This window comes from Myroides odoratimimus (assembly GCF_030326305.1).
Classification (GTDB): domain Bacteria; phylum Bacteroidota; class Bacteroidia; order Flavobacteriales; family Flavobacteriaceae; genus Flavobacterium; species Flavobacterium odoratimimum_A.
Genome location: NZ_JACAKB010000002.1, coordinates 187,879 through 204,565, shown reverse-complemented (window position 1 = coordinate 204,565; position 16,687 = coordinate 187,879). Strand labels below are relative to the sequence as shown.

At 31.5% G+C, this 16,687-nt stretch carries 14 protein-coding genes and 1 tRNA gene; 12 read left to right on the top strand and 3 right to left on the bottom strand.

Annotation, left to right across the window (positions count from 1 at the left end; genetic code table 11):
* The first annotated feature begins 2 nt into the window (after positions 1-2).
* The 12 genes from HX049_RS02570 (at position 3) to HX049_RS02515 (ending at position 13,767) form a co-directional block, all read left to right on the top strand.
* On the top strand, positions 3-131 hold the full coding sequence (locus tag HX049_RS02570) for a hypothetical protein (RefSeq protein WP_286413788.1): 129 nt from the start codon (positions 3-5) through the stop codon (positions 129-131).
* A gap of 34 nt (positions 132-165) precedes the next feature.
* Positions 166-1,086, top strand: coding sequence for an RNA helicase (locus tag HX049_RS02565; RefSeq protein WP_286413786.1), 921 nt, complete (start codon positions 166-168; stop codon positions 1,084-1,086).
* A gap of 136 nt (positions 1,087-1,222) precedes the next feature.
* Complete coding sequence (locus HX049_RS02560; RefSeq protein WP_286413784.1) at positions 1,223-5,179, top strand: hypothetical protein; 3,957 nt, start codon at positions 1,223-1,225, stop codon at positions 5,177-5,179.
* Positions 5,176-6,930, top strand: coding sequence for a hypothetical protein (locus tag HX049_RS02555; RefSeq protein ID WP_286413783.1), 1,755 nt, complete (start codon positions 5,176-5,178; stop codon positions 6,928-6,930). Before HX049_RS02560 ends, HX049_RS02555 begins: the two co-directional genes overlap by 4 nt.
* Positions 6,930-7,988 carry a fibronectin type III domain-containing protein gene (locus tag HX049_RS02550; RefSeq protein WP_286413781.1) on the top strand — a complete coding sequence of 353 codons (1,059 nt, stop codon included), beginning with the start codon at positions 6,930-6,932 and terminating at the stop codon, positions 7,986-7,988. The genes HX049_RS02555 and HX049_RS02550 overlap by 1 nt, the downstream gene beginning before the upstream one ends.
* A gap of 143 nt (positions 7,989-8,131) precedes the next feature.
* Positions 8,132-8,743, top strand: a complete 612-nt coding sequence (locus HX049_RS02545) for a hypothetical protein (protein ID WP_286413779.1) — start codon at positions 8,132-8,134, stop codon at positions 8,741-8,743.
* Between the two features lie 94 nt (positions 8,744-8,837).
* Complete coding sequence (locus tag HX049_RS02540; protein ID WP_286413777.1) at positions 8,838-11,303, top strand: YncE family protein; 2,466 nt, start codon at positions 8,838-8,840, stop codon at positions 11,301-11,303.
* A gap of 21 nt (positions 11,304-11,324) precedes the next feature.
* The gene (locus HX049_RS02535) at positions 11,325-11,768 is read left to right on the top strand and encodes a hypothetical protein (RefSeq protein WP_286413775.1); all 444 of its coding nucleotides are present in this window, start codon (positions 11,325-11,327) and stop codon (positions 11,766-11,768) included.
* A 2-nt stretch (positions 11,769-11,770) separates the two neighbouring features.
* On the top strand, positions 11,771-12,289 hold the full coding sequence (locus tag HX049_RS02530) for a glycoside hydrolase family 108 protein (RefSeq protein WP_286413773.1): 519 nt from the start codon (positions 11,771-11,773) through the stop codon (positions 12,287-12,289).
* Positions 12,289-12,735 (top strand): hypothetical protein, encoded by a 447-nt coding sequence (locus tag HX049_RS02525; protein ID WP_286413771.1) that lies wholly within the window; start codon positions 12,289-12,291, stop codon positions 12,733-12,735. Before HX049_RS02530 ends, HX049_RS02525 begins: the two co-directional genes overlap by 1 nt.
* A 15-nt stretch (positions 12,736-12,750) precedes the next feature.
* Positions 12,751-13,041, top strand: a complete 291-nt coding sequence (locus tag HX049_RS02520; RefSeq protein WP_286413769.1) for a hypothetical protein — start codon at positions 12,751-12,753, stop codon at positions 13,039-13,041.
* A 6-nt stretch (positions 13,042-13,047) separates the two neighbouring features.
* Positions 13,048-13,767 (top strand): hypothetical protein, encoded by a 720-nt coding sequence (locus HX049_RS02515; protein ID WP_286413768.1) that lies wholly within the window; start codon positions 13,048-13,050, stop codon positions 13,765-13,767.
* 161 nt (positions 13,768-13,928) lie between these two features.
* Here the strand turns inward: HX049_RS02515 and HX049_RS02510 are convergent, their stop codons facing one another.
* From HX049_RS02510 to HX049_RS02500, 3 genes are all read right to left on the bottom strand, one after another.
* A complete protein-coding gene (locus HX049_RS02510) occupies positions 13,929-15,152 on the bottom strand; it encodes an IS256 family transposase (protein ID WP_039329560.1) in 1,224 nt (407 codons plus the stop codon).
* A 67-nt stretch (positions 15,153-15,219) separates the two neighbouring features.
* Positions 15,220-16,431 carry a tyrosine-type recombinase/integrase gene (locus HX049_RS02505; RefSeq protein ID WP_286413767.1) on the bottom strand — a complete coding sequence of 404 codons (1,212 nt, stop codon included), beginning with the start codon at positions 16,429-16,431 and terminating at the stop codon, positions 15,220-15,222.
* A gap of 112 nt (positions 16,432-16,543) precedes the next feature.
* Positions 16,544-16,617: transfer RNA gene (locus HX049_RS02500), tRNA-Met, on the bottom strand.
* Positions 16,618-16,687: the final 70 nt, after the last annotated feature.

Below are 16,687 nucleotides of genomic sequence, written 5' to 3'. Positions count from 1 at the left end.
ATATGTCTAGAGGAGATATCACACAGTATGAGACGCTAAAGGGAGTTGATGAGGTTGAGTTTTATTCAATACTTAAGAAGTTTGAGGAACGTATCAAGTTTGAAGCTGAACATCCACAGTTGAGATTTTAATTGTTGTATATTTGAAATACCTAATTTTGTAAAGATGACAACTAAAAAACAAGATATAAAAGAAGATACACAACAAGCATCAGCTGTAGAACAGGAGACTTCAAAGAAAATGTGTGGTATTATCATGCCTATTGCAGATCATCCTGATTACCCTAAGGGACATTGGGTTGAAGTGTTGAGTATTGTAAAACAAGCTATCGATTCTGTGAGTTTAGAATCAAGAATAGTTAGTGATGATATTTCTATTGGACTTATACATGAGCGTATAGTTACAAATATATATAATGATGATATTGTAGTTTGTGATGTTAGTTCAAAAAACCCAAATGTTATGTTTGAACTTGGATTGAGATTAGCATTTGATAAACCAACAATTATTATTAAAGATGAAAAGACTGGATATTCATTTGATACAAGTCCGATAGAACACCTCTCTTATCCTTCATCTCTAAGGTTTACAGAAATTATTAAGTTTAAAGAAAAATTAGCTGAAAAGATAAAAGGTACTTTAGATAAATTTAGAGACGAACCAGATTTTAGTCCTTTTTTAAAGAGTTTTGGGAGGACAATTGTTCCTGCAAAGATTGGCACTACAGAAGTTTCTATGAATGATTTTGTAATTGATAAATTGGATAAAATTTCGAAAACAGTTAGTATTTTAGTTGATGATAGGAATAAGAATATTAATGAAAAATGGTTTAGATTAAGTAAGAATGAACAAGATTCTGAAAAATATAACTATAGAATTACACTTGATTTACCTGACGCTGCAAAAAGATTTATCGATCAGAATATAGAAGATTTTAAGGATAAAGAACCTACTTTGGATGATGTGAACAATATAACAAATAGAACTTTGAATTATATGCAGAAAGCCAAAATGTTTCCAAATAAGTTAAGCATGAGTGAGGCAGAAAATAAGATAATATCATATTTAATTAGTGTATTGTTATAAAAAGGAGAACTTAAATAGTTCTCCTTTTTTTATTCTTCATAATTAAACATCATGTTTAATTTTTATCTTTGCTAATACGGGAGCTCGCCACTCAGTAGGCTATTTACATTTTAATTAATTCTTCAAATTAATCGTGATGGAGAGCGACAATGATATCCTTGTTAAATTAGGACTAGATATAGGTCCATTAAAGGACAACTTTCAAGACTTCTCAAAGGAGTTTAAACTGGTTCAAGCTGAGGCAGACAAAACAAACAAAGCTTTAAAAGAAATAGTAGATAATTATGTACAGCATGGTAAAGCTGTCAAAGAAGCTATTGGTAGTAATGTAGCTATTATTGCTAATCAGACTAAGGTTATAGATGCATCACAAAAACAAATCAAAAAATCTATTGACGAAACATCAAAGTCTCTTAAAAGTAATGAGATATCTAAATATGCAAATGATGTTGAAGGGTATTTGAATAAGCTTAATGAATTATCTGATATCAATTTATCTTTTGATGATAAGGAGTTAATGAAGATTCAGAAAGCAATAGAAGAGTCAAGTGATGACATTGAAGTATTAATTTCATTGTTTGATATTCTTATTACTAAGTTAGAAAGTGTAGATCAGACAGAAAATGTTACGGCACTATCAACAGAATTCAAGGCCTTAAAAACTTATTACGAAGAGGTAGTAAATCAAAATGAAATATTAGAAAGTTCAGTAAAGTCAAGTACTTCTAGTTTTGATGATTTGAATTCTAAAATAGCTATTACTGAAGCTAAATTAAATGAGGCTAAAGATGTTTATGAGATCATAGGAAAGGCTATTGAAGACTTTGGAAGTACTAATGGTTCTGCATCAGCTTATTTTGAGTTAAAAGAGATGCAAGCTTCAGCATCTAAAGAAATAGAGAAATACACCAAAGAACTAGAGAAACAAAACAAAGAATTAGGAAAAGCTAATACTTCTCAAAAGTCTCATTCCACAGAATTACGCAATGTAAAGAATGAACTTGTCGCTCTTGAGATAGAAGGTAAGAGAGGTTCTGAACGCTATGAAGATTTACGTAAAAAAGCAGAAGAATATCAGAGTGCAATAACTAATGCAAATGCAGAATTAAGAAGAAGCATTTCATCTACTAGAGGATTAGATCAGGTGTTAGGTGCTTTAACTGGTATTGTTGGTGCATTAACTGCTGCTCAAGGAGCTGCTGCACTATTTGGAAATGAAAATGAGGATGTAGCCAAATCATTGGTGAAGCTTAATGGAGCTATTGCTTTATTAAATGGTCTTCAGGCAACGCAAAATGAATTAACAAAACAAGGTTCTGTACTGAATAAAGCCTATGTGTGGACTCAGAACCAATGGACAATTGCTACAGATGGAACAACAAGGGCAACCACTCGTTTAGCTGCTGCTACTAAGTTACTTGGTATAGGATTACTAATTGGTTTAGTTGCTTTATTAGCTACTAATTGGAATAAAGTAAAGAAAGCTATCGGTTTAGCAACTGCTGAATCAGAGCGTAATCAAAATATAGCTAAAAAGGCAAATGAAACGTATGGAGAGCAGATTGCAAAACTTCAGTTGTTAAGTAGAGAGGTTGAAAAGGGAGGTAAGACATTTGAGCAGAAGAAAGAAACTGTAAAGAAATATAATGATGAGTTTGGAAATACATTAGGTACAGTAAAATCGTATACAGAGTTAGAACAGAAATTAATTAACAATGGTCCTAATTATGTAAAGTATCTTCAGATGAAGGCAAAAGCTGAAGCTTCATATCAGCTTGTTTTAGAAAAACAGAAAAGACTTCTTGAACAAATAACTGCGTTAGAGACTGGAGACTTAAAGTGGTATGAGCAATTGCAAGATATTTCAGATAAGGCTTATGAAGGTTTTTGGAGATTCGTTGGAGTGGATATAGGTGAGTCTAAACATGAAATAACTAATGAGGAAATTCAATATCTATTAGGATTGCCAGATGGTAAACAATTGGACAAAGCTTTGAGTAAATATAGTTCTGTTTATCAACAGAGTATTAAAGAATTTAGAAAGGAACAATCTAAAATTAATAAGGAGTATGATAAGTCAGGTGCAATGTTTAATGAAGCTGCTAAGGCCGCGGAAGAACTAGGTATTAAAATAGTTGATGAAAAGGATCTAAACAAGCAAAAGAATTTACTAGAAAAATATACTAAGTTGATGAACGACTTAGTAAAAAAGGAAGAAGCTACTAGAATTGGAGCTTTGGAAAATGCTCGCCAAAAAGAGATAGAATCTTTACAACAAACTTTAGAGGAAGACAAGAAGGCTTACGAGTTAGAGATTAAGAATCTAGAAATATCAGAGTCTAAAAAAGCTAAACTAAGAGAACAATTCAATAAAATTTACAGTACAGAGAATGGTACTGCCTATGAACAATTGCGTAAAGACATTGCTGAGGTAGATAAGAAGTATGATAAACAAATTGAAGAAACTAGGCTTAAGGCTATACAGGCTATAGATGTTACTTATAATCGTTTCTCTGAGGCACAAATATCTAAGATAAAACAAGACTGGGAGAAGATACGAGAAGAACTTCAAAATCAAATTAAACTAACCACTGATGTATCTAAAATAACAGAATTAGAAAAGTTAATAACAGAATCTAAAAAAGCAGAAGCAACAGAAATACAAAAGTTTACTACAGCATTTAACTTGGATAGGTTAGATGTAGAGAGACATATGGCTGAGAGTGTACTTAAGATTTACGAAAGTAACACTAAGTATATAATAGATGATGAAGCTTACAGGCAGTCTATGCTGCTAGAAATGGAACGTCAATATCAACAAAAGAAACTAGAGATTATTAGGCAGTCAATGACTGAAGATAATAAAGGTCAATTTGATGGTATGATAAATAGCATGATGAGTAGCACAGATCCTGGTGAGGTACTTCGTATTTCAAAAGAAATGAAAGCTGCTTTTGGAGAGGAAATGGCAAATGAGATTCTTAAAACTGTAGCAGCTCTACAAGAAGTTAATAATGCTATTAATGAAGTTTCTGTTAATGATGGACTAAAACGCTCAATGAGTGATTTAGATAAATGGACAAATAACCTTGATTCTTTTTCTAAAGAACTAGCCAAATCACTTAATCTAACAGGAGCAAAGGCAGATGAGTTTGCCAAATCTATTTCAACTGCAATCAATACTATTTGGAGTTCAATGTCTACAATATTTGATGCTCAAGTAAAAGAGCATGAGGATAGAGTTAGAAGAATAGACGAGTCCATTAATGAGCAACAGAAGAAAGTAGATGAAGAAAAGGAACTTCAAGAGCAAGGTCTAGTAAACAACTATGATATTAGACAGAAAGAGTTAGAACAACTTCAAGAGCAGAAAGCAAAAGAAGAGGAAGAGTTAGAAAGGGCAATGGCAAAGAAAGAAGCGATGGCTAAGGTAGAAATGGCTCTTCAAACAGTTAATCAAGCTACCTCATTAGTTACTGCTTCTGCTAATATCTTAGAATGGACTTCTGGAATTCCATTTGTAGGACAAGCTCTAGGTATAGCACTTATTGCAGCTATGTGGACAACATTTGCAGCAGCTAAAGCTAAATCATTTGAAATGACTTCAGGTTCAAAATATCGTACAGGTTTAAAGAAAGGGGCTGTAGAATTAAATGGTCCTTCACATGAGAATGGAGGATTCCAAGTAGTTAATTCAAGAACAGGAAGAGCTGTAGCTGAGTTTGAAGGAGGAGAAGATGTGTATGTATTAAATAGAGAGCAGAAACGCAACTATGGACATATAATGAAAGCACTTATTGATGATGCTCAAGGCAAAGGAAGATTAGATGATGTATTACATAGTATGTATGGAATAGAAGATATGTCTGAAGGATCTAAAGATAGAATAAGAGTAATAAATAGTATAAATGTATTAACCAAGGAATCTAAAGAAAATAGAGCTAAAGAATCTAAAGATGAATCAGCATCTGTATTACGCGAAATGATTAGGCTTCAAGAACGCGATAGAAGCGAGAGAGTAGAGTTTTGGGAAACGCCAGAATTCTATTTTGTAAAACAAGGTAAAATAACTAAAAAGTACAAGAAATTATGATAAAAGTTAGAGCGATTACACCACATGGGCCGAAGTTTTTAGACTTCACAAACAGACTAGATATTAAATGGGATCTAGAGGATAAGAATAACTATGAGTACAAAAAGAAGTATCCAGACATTGTTTTACTTGGAAAGGACTTCGAGTTCTTTAGAAGAATAGAATTATCTGATAGACGATGTGAGCAGTGTATTCTTCAGATAGTTGATGTAAGCACTGATGGAACTGAGAAGGTGCTGTTTGAAAATCCATTTTCTATGAGTGATGGTAAGTGGAATATGGACAAGTGTATGGTTACTTTTCAGATTGATGAACTAGATACAAAAGCAAGGCTTTATGAAATTATCAATGATAATGAGAAATATAATGTATTTATAGATGTAGTTGAAGATAGGGACAATCCTATTTTATCTACTAATCCTGATCACTATTTGGAGTTAAGAACTAACCAATATTTAAGACCAAGTGAATTAGATCTTAGAGGATATAGAGGAATGTTTCAAAGAGAAAATAAAACAAAGTTTATTTTTGGTAGAGAGATATGTTTTTGTGAACCAGGAGACATTCCTCCAACAGAAGGTTGGAATATTGATACTATAAAAGATGCTTATCAGGTAGAAGGTAAAGTGAAATTTTTTAGGACTCTGGACAAGTCTACAAATGGCATTGGCTATGGAGCAAATACAGGTAATTATGGTTCACAATATATTCATAATGAACCTATATTTCCAGAGCTAGATAGTGGTGGAGTTGAATTTAAATCAGTCCGTATCGCTAAAGCTGAAGGAAGAAAGTTATCTGATGTTCTTCAGTTGTTAATCAATAATGATAAATTGGGATTAACATTAAAATCGGATTTCTTTCAATGGAATCCTGATGTGGTAAGTGATATAAATTATGTTACTAAAGAAAAGAACGTTTGGAACAATATACAGGTTGATTCAGTTAACAATGTGGTGAACTATTTCTATATTGATTATTTTGGATATCAGAAGAATACAGTACATGAGATTAGTTTACGTGAGCTATTAGAAGATTTATGTAACCTGTTTAATTTAAAATGGTATATCGAAGATAACTCTCTTCGATTAGAGCATGTTTCTTATTTCACACAAGAAGATGGTATTGATTTACTTCATGTAGAACACAAAGATTTAATGCGAGGACGTACATCATATAAGTATAATACTTCAAAGTTACCTATAGAAGAGATTTGGAAAATGAAGTACAATAACTATAGTAAAGACTTCGAGGGGTTTCCTATTGAATACAAAGGATTGTGTACTAACTACAGAGAAGATTCTACTGTGAAATATGAAGTTAAGACATTGTGTACTGATTTCTTTTCTATAGTAGTTAATAGACATCGTGAGAGTTTCCAAGAGCCTAAGCTAATCTTATTTGCTATTGATGAAGAGAGAGAAAAACTTAAAACTCTTTTTAGTGCTAAAAGTTACTTTTCAGATGAGGTTACAACAAATAGTGTATTGTCTTTAGCTTATTTACATGACAAGTTATGGAAACATAGACGTAAGCAGAAAGACGGTTATATGAATAATCAATTGACGAAATTCATATCAATAGAAGCAACAAAAGAACAAGACGAATTTCCAATTATTCTAACTCCAGAAGAGTTTTCAAAATGGAATCCTTTTGATAGAATGAGAACCCAGTTGGGATGGGGGATAGTTAAGTCAGCTGAGTATGACTTATTGAGAAATTCAATGAAATTAAGTTTAAAATTCGAGTAATGGCAGCTGTATATAATCACAACTTTGCAAAGACTCCTATTAGATTTCACAAGTCTAAGGAGTCTTGGCCAAAGACAAATACTCTTAAATATAATACTGATAAAATTTACTTGCAGGTAGAAGTGCCTGCAGGTAACTTACAGTTTGATATCAAAGTATATGATAATAAGAATGTAATTATAGATTCTTTACAAACAAGTCACCAGGTAGTATCTCATAATGAAAAGCTTTTTTTAGTAATAGAGTTACTGAATGAAGCTTTCTATAAAGGATTGTGTTATGTTGAGGTAAAAGGTAGTGATGATTTTTATTTAGTATCAGATCCTTTTTGTTTTATTAGTAAATATGATCATCAAAATAAAATCGTTTACTCATCTAAAGGCAGTGCAGGAGACTTAGTGTATATAAAAGGAAGCTTCAATGAGGTTAATATACCTGCAGATGTGGTTATTTTATTAGGAGAGTCTAATATGGAACAAGAAACAGTAGAAGATGGATATGGAGAAGAGAAGGCTATCCAAAAGAAACTAATTCAGAAATATACATTCTCTTGTTTTATGCCAAATCATATCGCTGAGGCAATGAGTATTATACCTATGCATGAGAGTATAGTATTTTATATTAATGATGAAGTAATACAAGCTAGTAATGTTGAGGTTGGTTTTGAAAGTGATCAGTTAGGATTTAATTCACTTGTGATGTTTGCATTTGAAGTAAACAGAAACATTGAAGCTGGTTGTAATGATGATGTAACAACTGTACTTGTGAAATCTCCTTTTGTGTTTTCTAATAATATACAGGATAACTCTATTCAAGTAATATTCAATGAGAGTAAAGCTGCTTTAGGTATGAAAGGATATTTCATCGGAATTAAGAAGAACAGTGAAGAGCAGTGGAGTGATAAATGGTTAGAGGCTATTAAGGATAATGATATGTATGAATATGATTTTACTGAATTAGCAAAGAACCAAATATATGAGATAAGAGTAAAAGCAGTTGATACAATGGATAATGAATCAGTATATCAGCATTTAACATTAAAAACAAAACCTTTTTAATATTAAAAAGTTAAATATAATGTTTAATTTTTTATATTTGTCATGTGTATGACTTCGGGAGAATCACCCACTCAGACGGGTTCTAATTTACTACAGGAGGTTGCGCTCAAATAGCTTATTCATAAACTTAATTTTATTAAATAATGGCATATACTCAATGTAATGACATAGATAAATTATGTCCTGAGAATTGTGATGAGCAACAGTTACCAGAAATTCTTTTTGATGATTGTAGTCCTGAAACAAACAAGTCTGAGATTGAATGGGTTGTCGTTGGTAAGTCAAATTCTAAAGCATTTAAGGATATTGAAGATATCGAAGAATGGAATACTAGATTAGCACTACCATTAAAGGATACTGATTCTTTACGAGTATTACGTGTATCTGGAGATAAACCTGCTGCTGAAGATGCTACTATGGTTATTAGTGGACAGCGTGAAGTGGTTACAGATGGTACTCATACTCTTAACTATGATATCGATGAAACTAACAAAGTTAACTATGAGTTCGTTAGACGTACTAATTGTGGAGGTACTTATCGATTTTGGTATATCACAATTGCTGGTTTAATCTATGGTGGTAATTGTGGTCTTAAGGGACAGATGAAGGCTAGATTAGTTCAAGAGCGAGGTGATGGAGCTATCGAGAAATATACTGGTTCACTTCGTTGGAAAGATAAGTTTGATCCTCCACGTGCTACATGGCCATTGGCAGGTATGACTAAATTCCCAACACCATCGGACACCAATCCCTGATTATTCCCCATTATACTATGATGGGGAACATTATAGCACAGAGTTTTAATGGCTCCTTAATTGGAGCCTTATTTTTTAATTTACGCTTCTAACCATGGCAAAGAAAAATGACATTGAGAAACTTATTGATACTAATCTAGCTGATAAATCAAATATTAAACCTAACCGACATAGAGAGGTTCACAAAGCTGTATTGGATTATGCTAATGATGAAACAGCAAGTTTACAAACAGAGTTCAATAAAGAAAATACTAAGTTACGAGACGAGCTTACTACTAAGATTAATACTATGGCAGTAGGTATTCAGGGAGAAGCTTTTCCTAATTCTATAGGTCCTAAGAATAATGGTATGTATACAGCTCAGGAACCTGGTATATATTTACATTTCTTAGATGAGAAAGGTGAACCTATTATTGTTACACAAGAGGATTATGATACAGGGTTAGTGTATGTAGTTTATAATGGGATCTATTGTTTTAAAAGTGTTACTCCAATTACTAATAATGGAGAAGTACGTGAAGGGGATATGAGGGGGGTGAATGGTAATGAAGTTTATTTCTCACTTAAAAGTAAAACAAAATATTACAATGACATTCTAACATTTGATATTATCAAAGATGTAAGAATTAGTGCTGAAGGATTTTTCCCACAAAAGAATAATATCTTATTCAAACTATCTTTTGAAAATATTTTAAAAACAAGTGACAGAGTATTTATTAGCAATCATTTACCAAGTACTTATAGATATCTTCGAGAAACCTATGATGGTCAGATTGAAATTTTTACTACAAGTACAACAGGAGGGTTTAATGCTTTGTTAATTGATGAAAACACTAGATATTTATACGCTTGGGTTTGTAGATCAGAAAATTTCCCAAATGGGGTAAAACTTGAAGATTATAGAGATATACGTATTTCGTGGACAAAAGATGAACCATCTATGGAGTCTGAGTTAGTTGAATTTAAAAATGGCAAAATTAATTTTATAGATCCAGTATTTCATCAGAAAGCTAACTTTTTGAAGACCTGGCAAACAGACTATCAATATAATTATTATATAAAAAAGGCTATAAAAAAAATAATAATTGAGGGACTTGATTATAATAGTAAAGTATCTCTGTATGTAATAGAAATTACTACTAATAAACAAAGATTAGTATTTTATTTAGATACTGGAGATGGTAGTGGTCGAGATAAAGTAGAATTATTAAGTATAAGTACTACATATAGTGATTTGAATAAGATATATAAAGTTGAAGGAGAAAAAAATGGTGTACGAATTGAGGCTTTTATTGATTATTCATTTTTAAAGTCTAGTGCATCTAACAATTACAATTCTTGTGGTTTTTCAGAAAATATCTTTCTAAATTTTAAGATGAGGAATAACGTCCTGCCTCCAATTGAGAAAAGAGGTGTTATAGATATTACATTAGTTAATAATAATTCCAATAGCCCTGTATTAGATGAAAACAGATTGACAGATATTTATACTGTTATACCTGATTTAATAGAAGGGAAAACAGCAGGATGTACTGGTTTAGGTTTTGATTCTAAAAGAAGGCTTTTTGTTGTGTGCCAATATTCCTATGCTAATCAATGGTATTTAAATTTGTATAGAAAAGAAGATTTATTGCCTTATAATTCTACATCAGAATTAATGCCTCTTCCATACCATAAAATTGATTTAAGAAAGTATTTAAACTCTATACAAGGCAACTGTTATGATCAATTAACAGATAGTTATTTTGTACTCGGAAATGGACAGGGAACAGGAGGGAAAAGATGTATTATTAGAGTTAATTATGAAGGTGATTTATTAGAGTTTACAGAAATAAAAGGAATTCCAGAAGAAGCACAAAATGGTATGTTAGCTATTGATCCTATTACAAATAACATTTACCTATCCATTAATAATGGATATGAGTTATTTTTAATTGATCGAGATACAAAAAATGTAATTAAAACAGTTCAAACAAATCAAATGTTTGAAGGAATGGGTGTAAATCAAAAAAATGGAAATATTATTCTTGCTGGAGATTTAGGAGATGTAAGGATGTTTGATAAAGACTTTAATGTATTAGATAATTATTCTTTTAAAACATTTCCAAATGAAAATAACACTCAAAATATTGAAGGAGTTATTTTTTTAGATGATGACACAGTTGTTTTTTCTGCAGATTGTTTTCTGCATGGTGGTACAAAAAATGGGAATGCATTATTTTTCTATGACTTTGCTAAAACTAAAGGAATAAATATAAAGTACCCTCTACTTATAAGTAATAGCACGATGAATAGTAGATTAGTTGATAATACTTTGATGATTGATGATGAGTACTATGGGGTTATTATTGATTGTGAATATCCTGTAATTGATAATATAATTAATCAATTTGGAGATTATATTTTACAATTTGAATCAAGTAATGACAAACCTGAAGTTGAAGAAAAGCACTATAATGGTATAAAATATTATGAAAATTGGGGAAATATTCTACCTGAAAAAAATTACAATAATAGATATGTAAGAGTTATAATTAAAAAGAATCATGACAGAGTATGATATATATAAAATTATAAGATTATGATACATTATTTATTAGAGAAGGATTTTGATTCAATATTGTTACAGTTATTCCTTGTGTTTACAGCTTGGATTATGGTTATGTTTAGTATAGGGATTGATTTGTATTTCGGGATAAGGAAGTCAAAGAAGGAGGGGATATTTACGCATAGTTATGGGCTTAGAAAGACATCAGAGAAGGTGGTGGAGTATTTGGCATTTATGTTCTTTATGTTGTTTTTGGATTTTCTAAATCCAGCATTTGCGTACTTTGATATTGCTGCGTTGCCATTGCTTTCTGTATTTGGAGCAATCGTTTTGATTTATACAGAGTGGAAGTCAGTTCGTGAAAAGAGTGATGAGAAGTTTAGATATGCTTTAAAGCGTAATCCTACTGAGTTAATCAAGTTTGTACAGGAGAATAAGGAGTTAATTGAGGAGTTTAAAAAATTAAAAGAGAAGTAAAGATGGCAGATATAGAAAAACTAGCTCCTAAGATAGCAAAATGGGAGGGAGGTTATGTGAATGATCCTAAAGATAGGGGCGGTGCTACGAATATGGGAGTAACAATTGCTACATGGAAACAGGTGGGGTATGACAAAAATAATGATGGAGTGATTAATGAGAAAGATATTAAGTTGCTGACTCATGATGACTTTAAGTATGTTCTTAGAAAGTATTGGGATGTGTGGAAGGCTGATCAAATTAATAATCAAAGTATCGCTAATATTCTTGTAGATTGGGTTTGGGGGTCTGGTAAATGGGGAGTAATAATTTCTCAAAGGATTCTTGGATTAAAAGAGGATGGTATAGTAGGGCCTGCTACATTGAATGCTGTGAACTCTGCTAATCAAAAAGAATTGTTTGGTAAGATATATCAAGAACGCGAGAAGTTCCTAAACAATATCGTTAAAAACAATCCTTCACAGAAACGTTTTATAAATGGCTGGATGAATAGACTTAGAGATTTTAAATTCATTGAGTAATGAGAACAGTACTTTTATTATTAGTGTGTTGGATAACTATTGGCTGTGGATCTCGTAAAGTAGAAAAATATTCGAAGAGTATTATAGAGGATGTAATAACTAATGAATTTGAACAAGTACAAGTTACAGAGCTTGAATTAACGAGAGAGCAGTACACTAATTTAGTAACTTCAACTTCAATTCGTGCTGATTCAATCAAGACAGATGCTAAAGGTAATACTACTCTTTATAATCCTATTATTGAAAACAATAAACAAGAGACTAATACTGATATTGATAAGCTAAAGATCAAAGAAACAGAATCTAGTAAAGTAAAGTCAGAACAATCTAAAATTGAAAGTAAAGAGGGAGGTAAGAAAGTTGATAGGAAGCAGTTTAGTTATTTAGAAATTTTATTGTTATTAGGTGCTATTGTAATAATGTACTATTTTTACAAAAAAGAATAGTAATAAATATGTGCTTTGGAAGATAATATAGAAAATAACATTAATCCTGTAGCAAATTGGTTACAGGCTTTACCAAAAACAGCTACTAATTTATTGACTTTCATCTCTCTTTTGGGGATTGGTTTTTCAATGGGAATGTTTATCTCAAATCAACAATCTAAGATTGAAAAATTAGAATTAAAAATGGAATTTGATAAGGAGTTAAAAGAATCAAATACTAAGAAAGATGAGTTAATAGAACAACTTAAGGAAGAGTTGAGAGAGTTTAAAATGGATTACAAGATTTTGAAAAACAAGGATGCTTAAAAGAATATGAAGAATCAAAAGATAAATATAAAAGAGGTATTTAAAGATATTGAATCTAAAGTGCAAATCTTAAAAGAAGACTATTCTATTAAAGATGAAAGTGTCTGTGAATTACAAGACAAGATTGAAGTAGTTAATAATGATTTTAGTAATTTACAAAGAAAGTATAATCAATTAGTTAATTTTATCATAGCAGTTATTATTGTTTTTACTGTAGCTTCAGTTTATTTTCAGTACACTTTTGATAAGAAAATAGATAAAATAAGTGATGGTTATGGATTGACAAAATTTGATTCTATTAAAAGGACAATACTCCCTATATCTAATGAAATAGATAGTATAACTAAAAAAGGATATCAGGTTATTTCTTATGAAACTAGAAAGGGTAATATTGTTACATATAGTGATTTAATTGATCAAAGAGATTCTATAAAAAGTGATTTAACAGCCTCAATTGATACATTGAAATTAACTAACTCTAAACTGAGAAAAGAACTTGAAAATAAAGATATAGTTTTAAAATTAATAAAAGGATACTATGAGGTTGATTATAGTATTACTAAAAACAAAAATAGTTACACGATGAGCGTTTTTTCACCTAAAATTGATTCTACTTTTGTTTTATATGATATTTTTAGACATAGATTGTTTTTTGATGAAGATACTGGTTATTGGTATGTTAAAAAGGAACCTGGAGCTCCAGAGAGAATTAAATATATCAAATAGAAAAAATGGCTGTCATTTTTATATGACAGCCATTTTCTTATACATTGTATACATATTGAAGAGAAAAAGTTGAAATTTTAGGGAGTGTAACACAAACTGTGTCAGTCTCCATTTCCTAGCTTTTGGGCTTAAGCCCAAAAGCTAGGAAATGGAGTTTTTTTTTACGGTTGTAATCTATCCCCAAATTTAATATACAATTGTGACATTGTCAACCCCCAATTATGAATAGGCATAGTCCATTTTTTAGAGACCTCTGTAATAGCTAAAAACATTAATTTCAAAAGAGATTGTTCAGTAGTAAAGGCTCCCTTAGTCTTGGTTACTTTTCTTACCTGTCGATGCATAGCTTCAATAGCATTAGTGGTATATATTGCTTTTCTGATATGAGGGTCAAAATCAAAATAAGTTGACAAATGTTCCCAATTGTCCAACCACCCTTTAGCGGCTAATGGATAATTCTTTGCCCATTTTTCTTCAAACTGCAATAACCTTTCATAGCCTTGTTCTTCACTTACAGCAGTATATATAGGTTTAAGATCAGCAGCAACTGCTTTCTTATCTTTATGAGGAACAAAACGCAGACTGGTTCTTATTTGATGAACAATACAAAGTTGTACTTGTGTCTTAGGAAATACAGCTTGTATAGCTTCAGGAAAGCCTTTTAAACCATCCACACAAGCTACAATGATATCTTGGACACCACGCGCCTTAAGATTAGTTAATACTGAAAGCCAAAACTTAGATCCTTCAGTATCTCCAAGATAAACTCCTATTAATTCTTTCTTTCCTTCTTGATTAACCCCTAATATATTATACACTGCTTTAGATGTAACACTACCTTGTTCTTTTACTTTATAAAACATACAATCTAAGAAAACAAAGGGGTATATAGCTTCTAAAGGGCGATCACGCCACTCTTTCATTGCAGGTATGACTTTATCAGTTATACGCGATATTTCTGTGGCTGAAATATCCATACCATACATTTCCATGATATAACCCGCAATATCACGAGTACTACTGCCTTTAGCATATAGGCTAATTACATTATCCTCTAATTGATCTGTGATAATAAGTTGACGTTTAGGTAACACCTTTGGTTCAAAGGTTCCATTGCGATCGCGATTAGATTCTAATTCAATAGAACCCGACTGCATACTTCGAACAGTTTTAGTTGTCTTGCCGTTGCGACGATTTGCAATCCCTTTAGCCTTTTCTTCTTCCAAATGATTCTCTAGTTCACTTTCTAACATAGTCTCAAGGAAATGTTTTAAAAGGGGACCAAAAACACCATCTGGACCTCCCATTTTCTTTCCTTGATAAATATCAGCCATTGCCTGTTCTTTAAAACTCTCGAAATCAAATTCTTTCTTTTCTGTGCTCATTTTACTAATGTACATATTTTATTATACAATTATTTTAATGACACAGTTCACGGGACACCCTCAAATTTTACCCAAAGGTATTATTTAAAATTCGAATCTTGTTATTTCTTCTTTCTTTTTCTCCTACTGCATAATGAGTAATTACCATTCTAGTAGAAGTATGTCCTGCAGCAGAAGCAGCATCTTCTATAGAATATATCTCAGCAATATCATCAAGGTTGAGGTGTTTCAGTGCATAAAAGTCAGCTGTGATACCTAGTTTATCCTTTACATGTGTTTTCCATCTACGTTGAATCTGTTCTCTGCGTATTCTATTATCACCTGGTAGCAATCCATTAGAGAAAACATAATGGTCATCATCCGCTCCTGTAATAGCTCGTTCCCAAAAAGGTAAAGCGATATCCTTTATTACTTTATTAGTATAAATAAATTGTTTTCCTTTTTTTACAAGTATTCTAAATGTTCCATTTTCTAGGTTAACATCCTTTGCTTTAAGATCTAGTAGTTCACTAATACGTGCTCCAGAGTGAAAGAAGATATTAGTAAACCTCCAAAAAGATACATAATTATCTCTAAGATGATTATTAACTAAGGTTCTTTGTTCTTTACTTAGTATCTCTCTAGGCTCTCTGAATTCTGTCTTCTTACGAATAGATTTTACAAAGTTGTTTTCTATAATTTCATATTCTTCTAGTTCTTTAAATAGAATAGAAATATAAGATCTGTACTTATTGAATTTGTGTGCTGAGAATTGCCCTGTTTCTTTTTGAATGTTATCAAGTATAAAACGAATGTGTTTTTTCTTCACTGCTTTAATCTCTAATTCTTCAAAAGCTAATCTAACTATAGCTTCAGTAACATACTTAAGAATACTTTTTAAATCATTCTTTGTTGATTTTGCTACTTCAACATTATTGTATGCCCAATTAAGAGCATGTAAGAAAGAAGACTCTTCACTTATATGAGTTGGATCTAGTTCCTGGTCTTCTTTATCTATCATGTACAATTTAGTTATAGGATTGTAACCTTGTTTAAATAAAGCAGGTATTTCTAGAAGCAAGTATTCAGCAGCTTCTATTCGTTCTTTTAATGTTTGAAACTTATTAATCTTTTTACGATATGGAAATCCTTTAGGATATTTATCCTTGAATTTAGGATCATAAAAATAACATTGTACATACCACTGTTTAGTCAGCGATGCTTTTTTTGCTTTTTTAAAACCTTTAGGAGATACCCAAAGTTCAGTAAAATAGCATTGATTTTTTGTGATGGTAATCATATTTGTGCTTTTTTGGGTTGACGTTTACATTGTCGTTAACCTAAAAACACATAGGAAAGTGAATAATAAAAAAGCTCCTAAAACCTTGTTGGGAGTGGTTTTAGGAGCTCTGTAGCGAAGACGGGAGTTGAACCCGTGACCTCAGGGTTATGAATCCTGCGCTCTAACCGACTGAGCTACCTCGCCATTATTGGCCTGCGTTACTTCTGTAATGCGGGTGCAAATATAGAATAAAAAGTTTATAATGCAAATAGAG

Bases quoted from the DNA above. Each gene is read 5' to 3' on its own strand.
- HX049_RS02570 (WP_286413788.1), top strand. From the start codon at position 3: ATGTCTAGAGGAGATATCACACAGTATGAGACGCTAAAGGGAGTTGAT.
- HX049_RS02565 (WP_286413786.1), top strand. From the start codon at position 166: ATGACAACTAAAAAACAAGATATAAAAGAAGATACACAACAAGCATCA.
- HX049_RS02560 (WP_286413784.1), top strand. From the start codon at position 1,223: ATGGAGAGCGACAATGATATCCTTGTTAAATTAGGACTAGATATAGGT.
- HX049_RS02555 (WP_286413783.1), top strand. From the start codon at position 5,176: ATGATAAAAGTTAGAGCGATTACACCACATGGGCCGAAGTTTTTAGAC.
- HX049_RS02550 (WP_286413781.1), top strand. From the start codon at position 6,930: ATGGCAGCTGTATATAATCACAACTTTGCAAAGACTCCTATTAGATTT.
- HX049_RS02545 (WP_286413779.1), top strand. From the start codon at position 8,132: ATGGCATATACTCAATGTAATGACATAGATAAATTATGTCCTGAGAAT.
- HX049_RS02540 (WP_286413777.1), top strand. From the start codon at position 8,838: ATGGCAAAGAAAAATGACATTGAGAAACTTATTGATACTAATCTAGCT.
- HX049_RS02535 (WP_286413775.1), top strand. From the start codon at position 11,325: ATGATACATTATTTATTAGAGAAGGATTTTGATTCAATATTGTTACAG.
- HX049_RS02530 (WP_286413773.1), top strand. From the start codon at position 11,771: ATGGCAGATATAGAAAAACTAGCTCCTAAGATAGCAAAATGGGAGGGA.
- HX049_RS02525 (WP_286413771.1), top strand. From the start codon at position 12,289: ATGAGAACAGTACTTTTATTATTAGTGTGTTGGATAACTATTGGCTGT.
- HX049_RS02515 (WP_286413768.1), top strand. From the start codon at position 13,048: ATGAAGAATCAAAAGATAAATATAAAAGAGGTATTTAAAGATATTGAA.
- HX049_RS02510 (WP_039329560.1), bottom strand. From the start codon at position 15,152: ATGAGCACAGAAAAGAAAGAATTTGATTTCGAGAGTTTTAAAGAACAG.
- HX049_RS02505 (WP_286413767.1), bottom strand. From the start codon at position 16,431: ATGATTACCATCACAAAAAATCAATGCTATTTTACTGAACTTTGGGTA.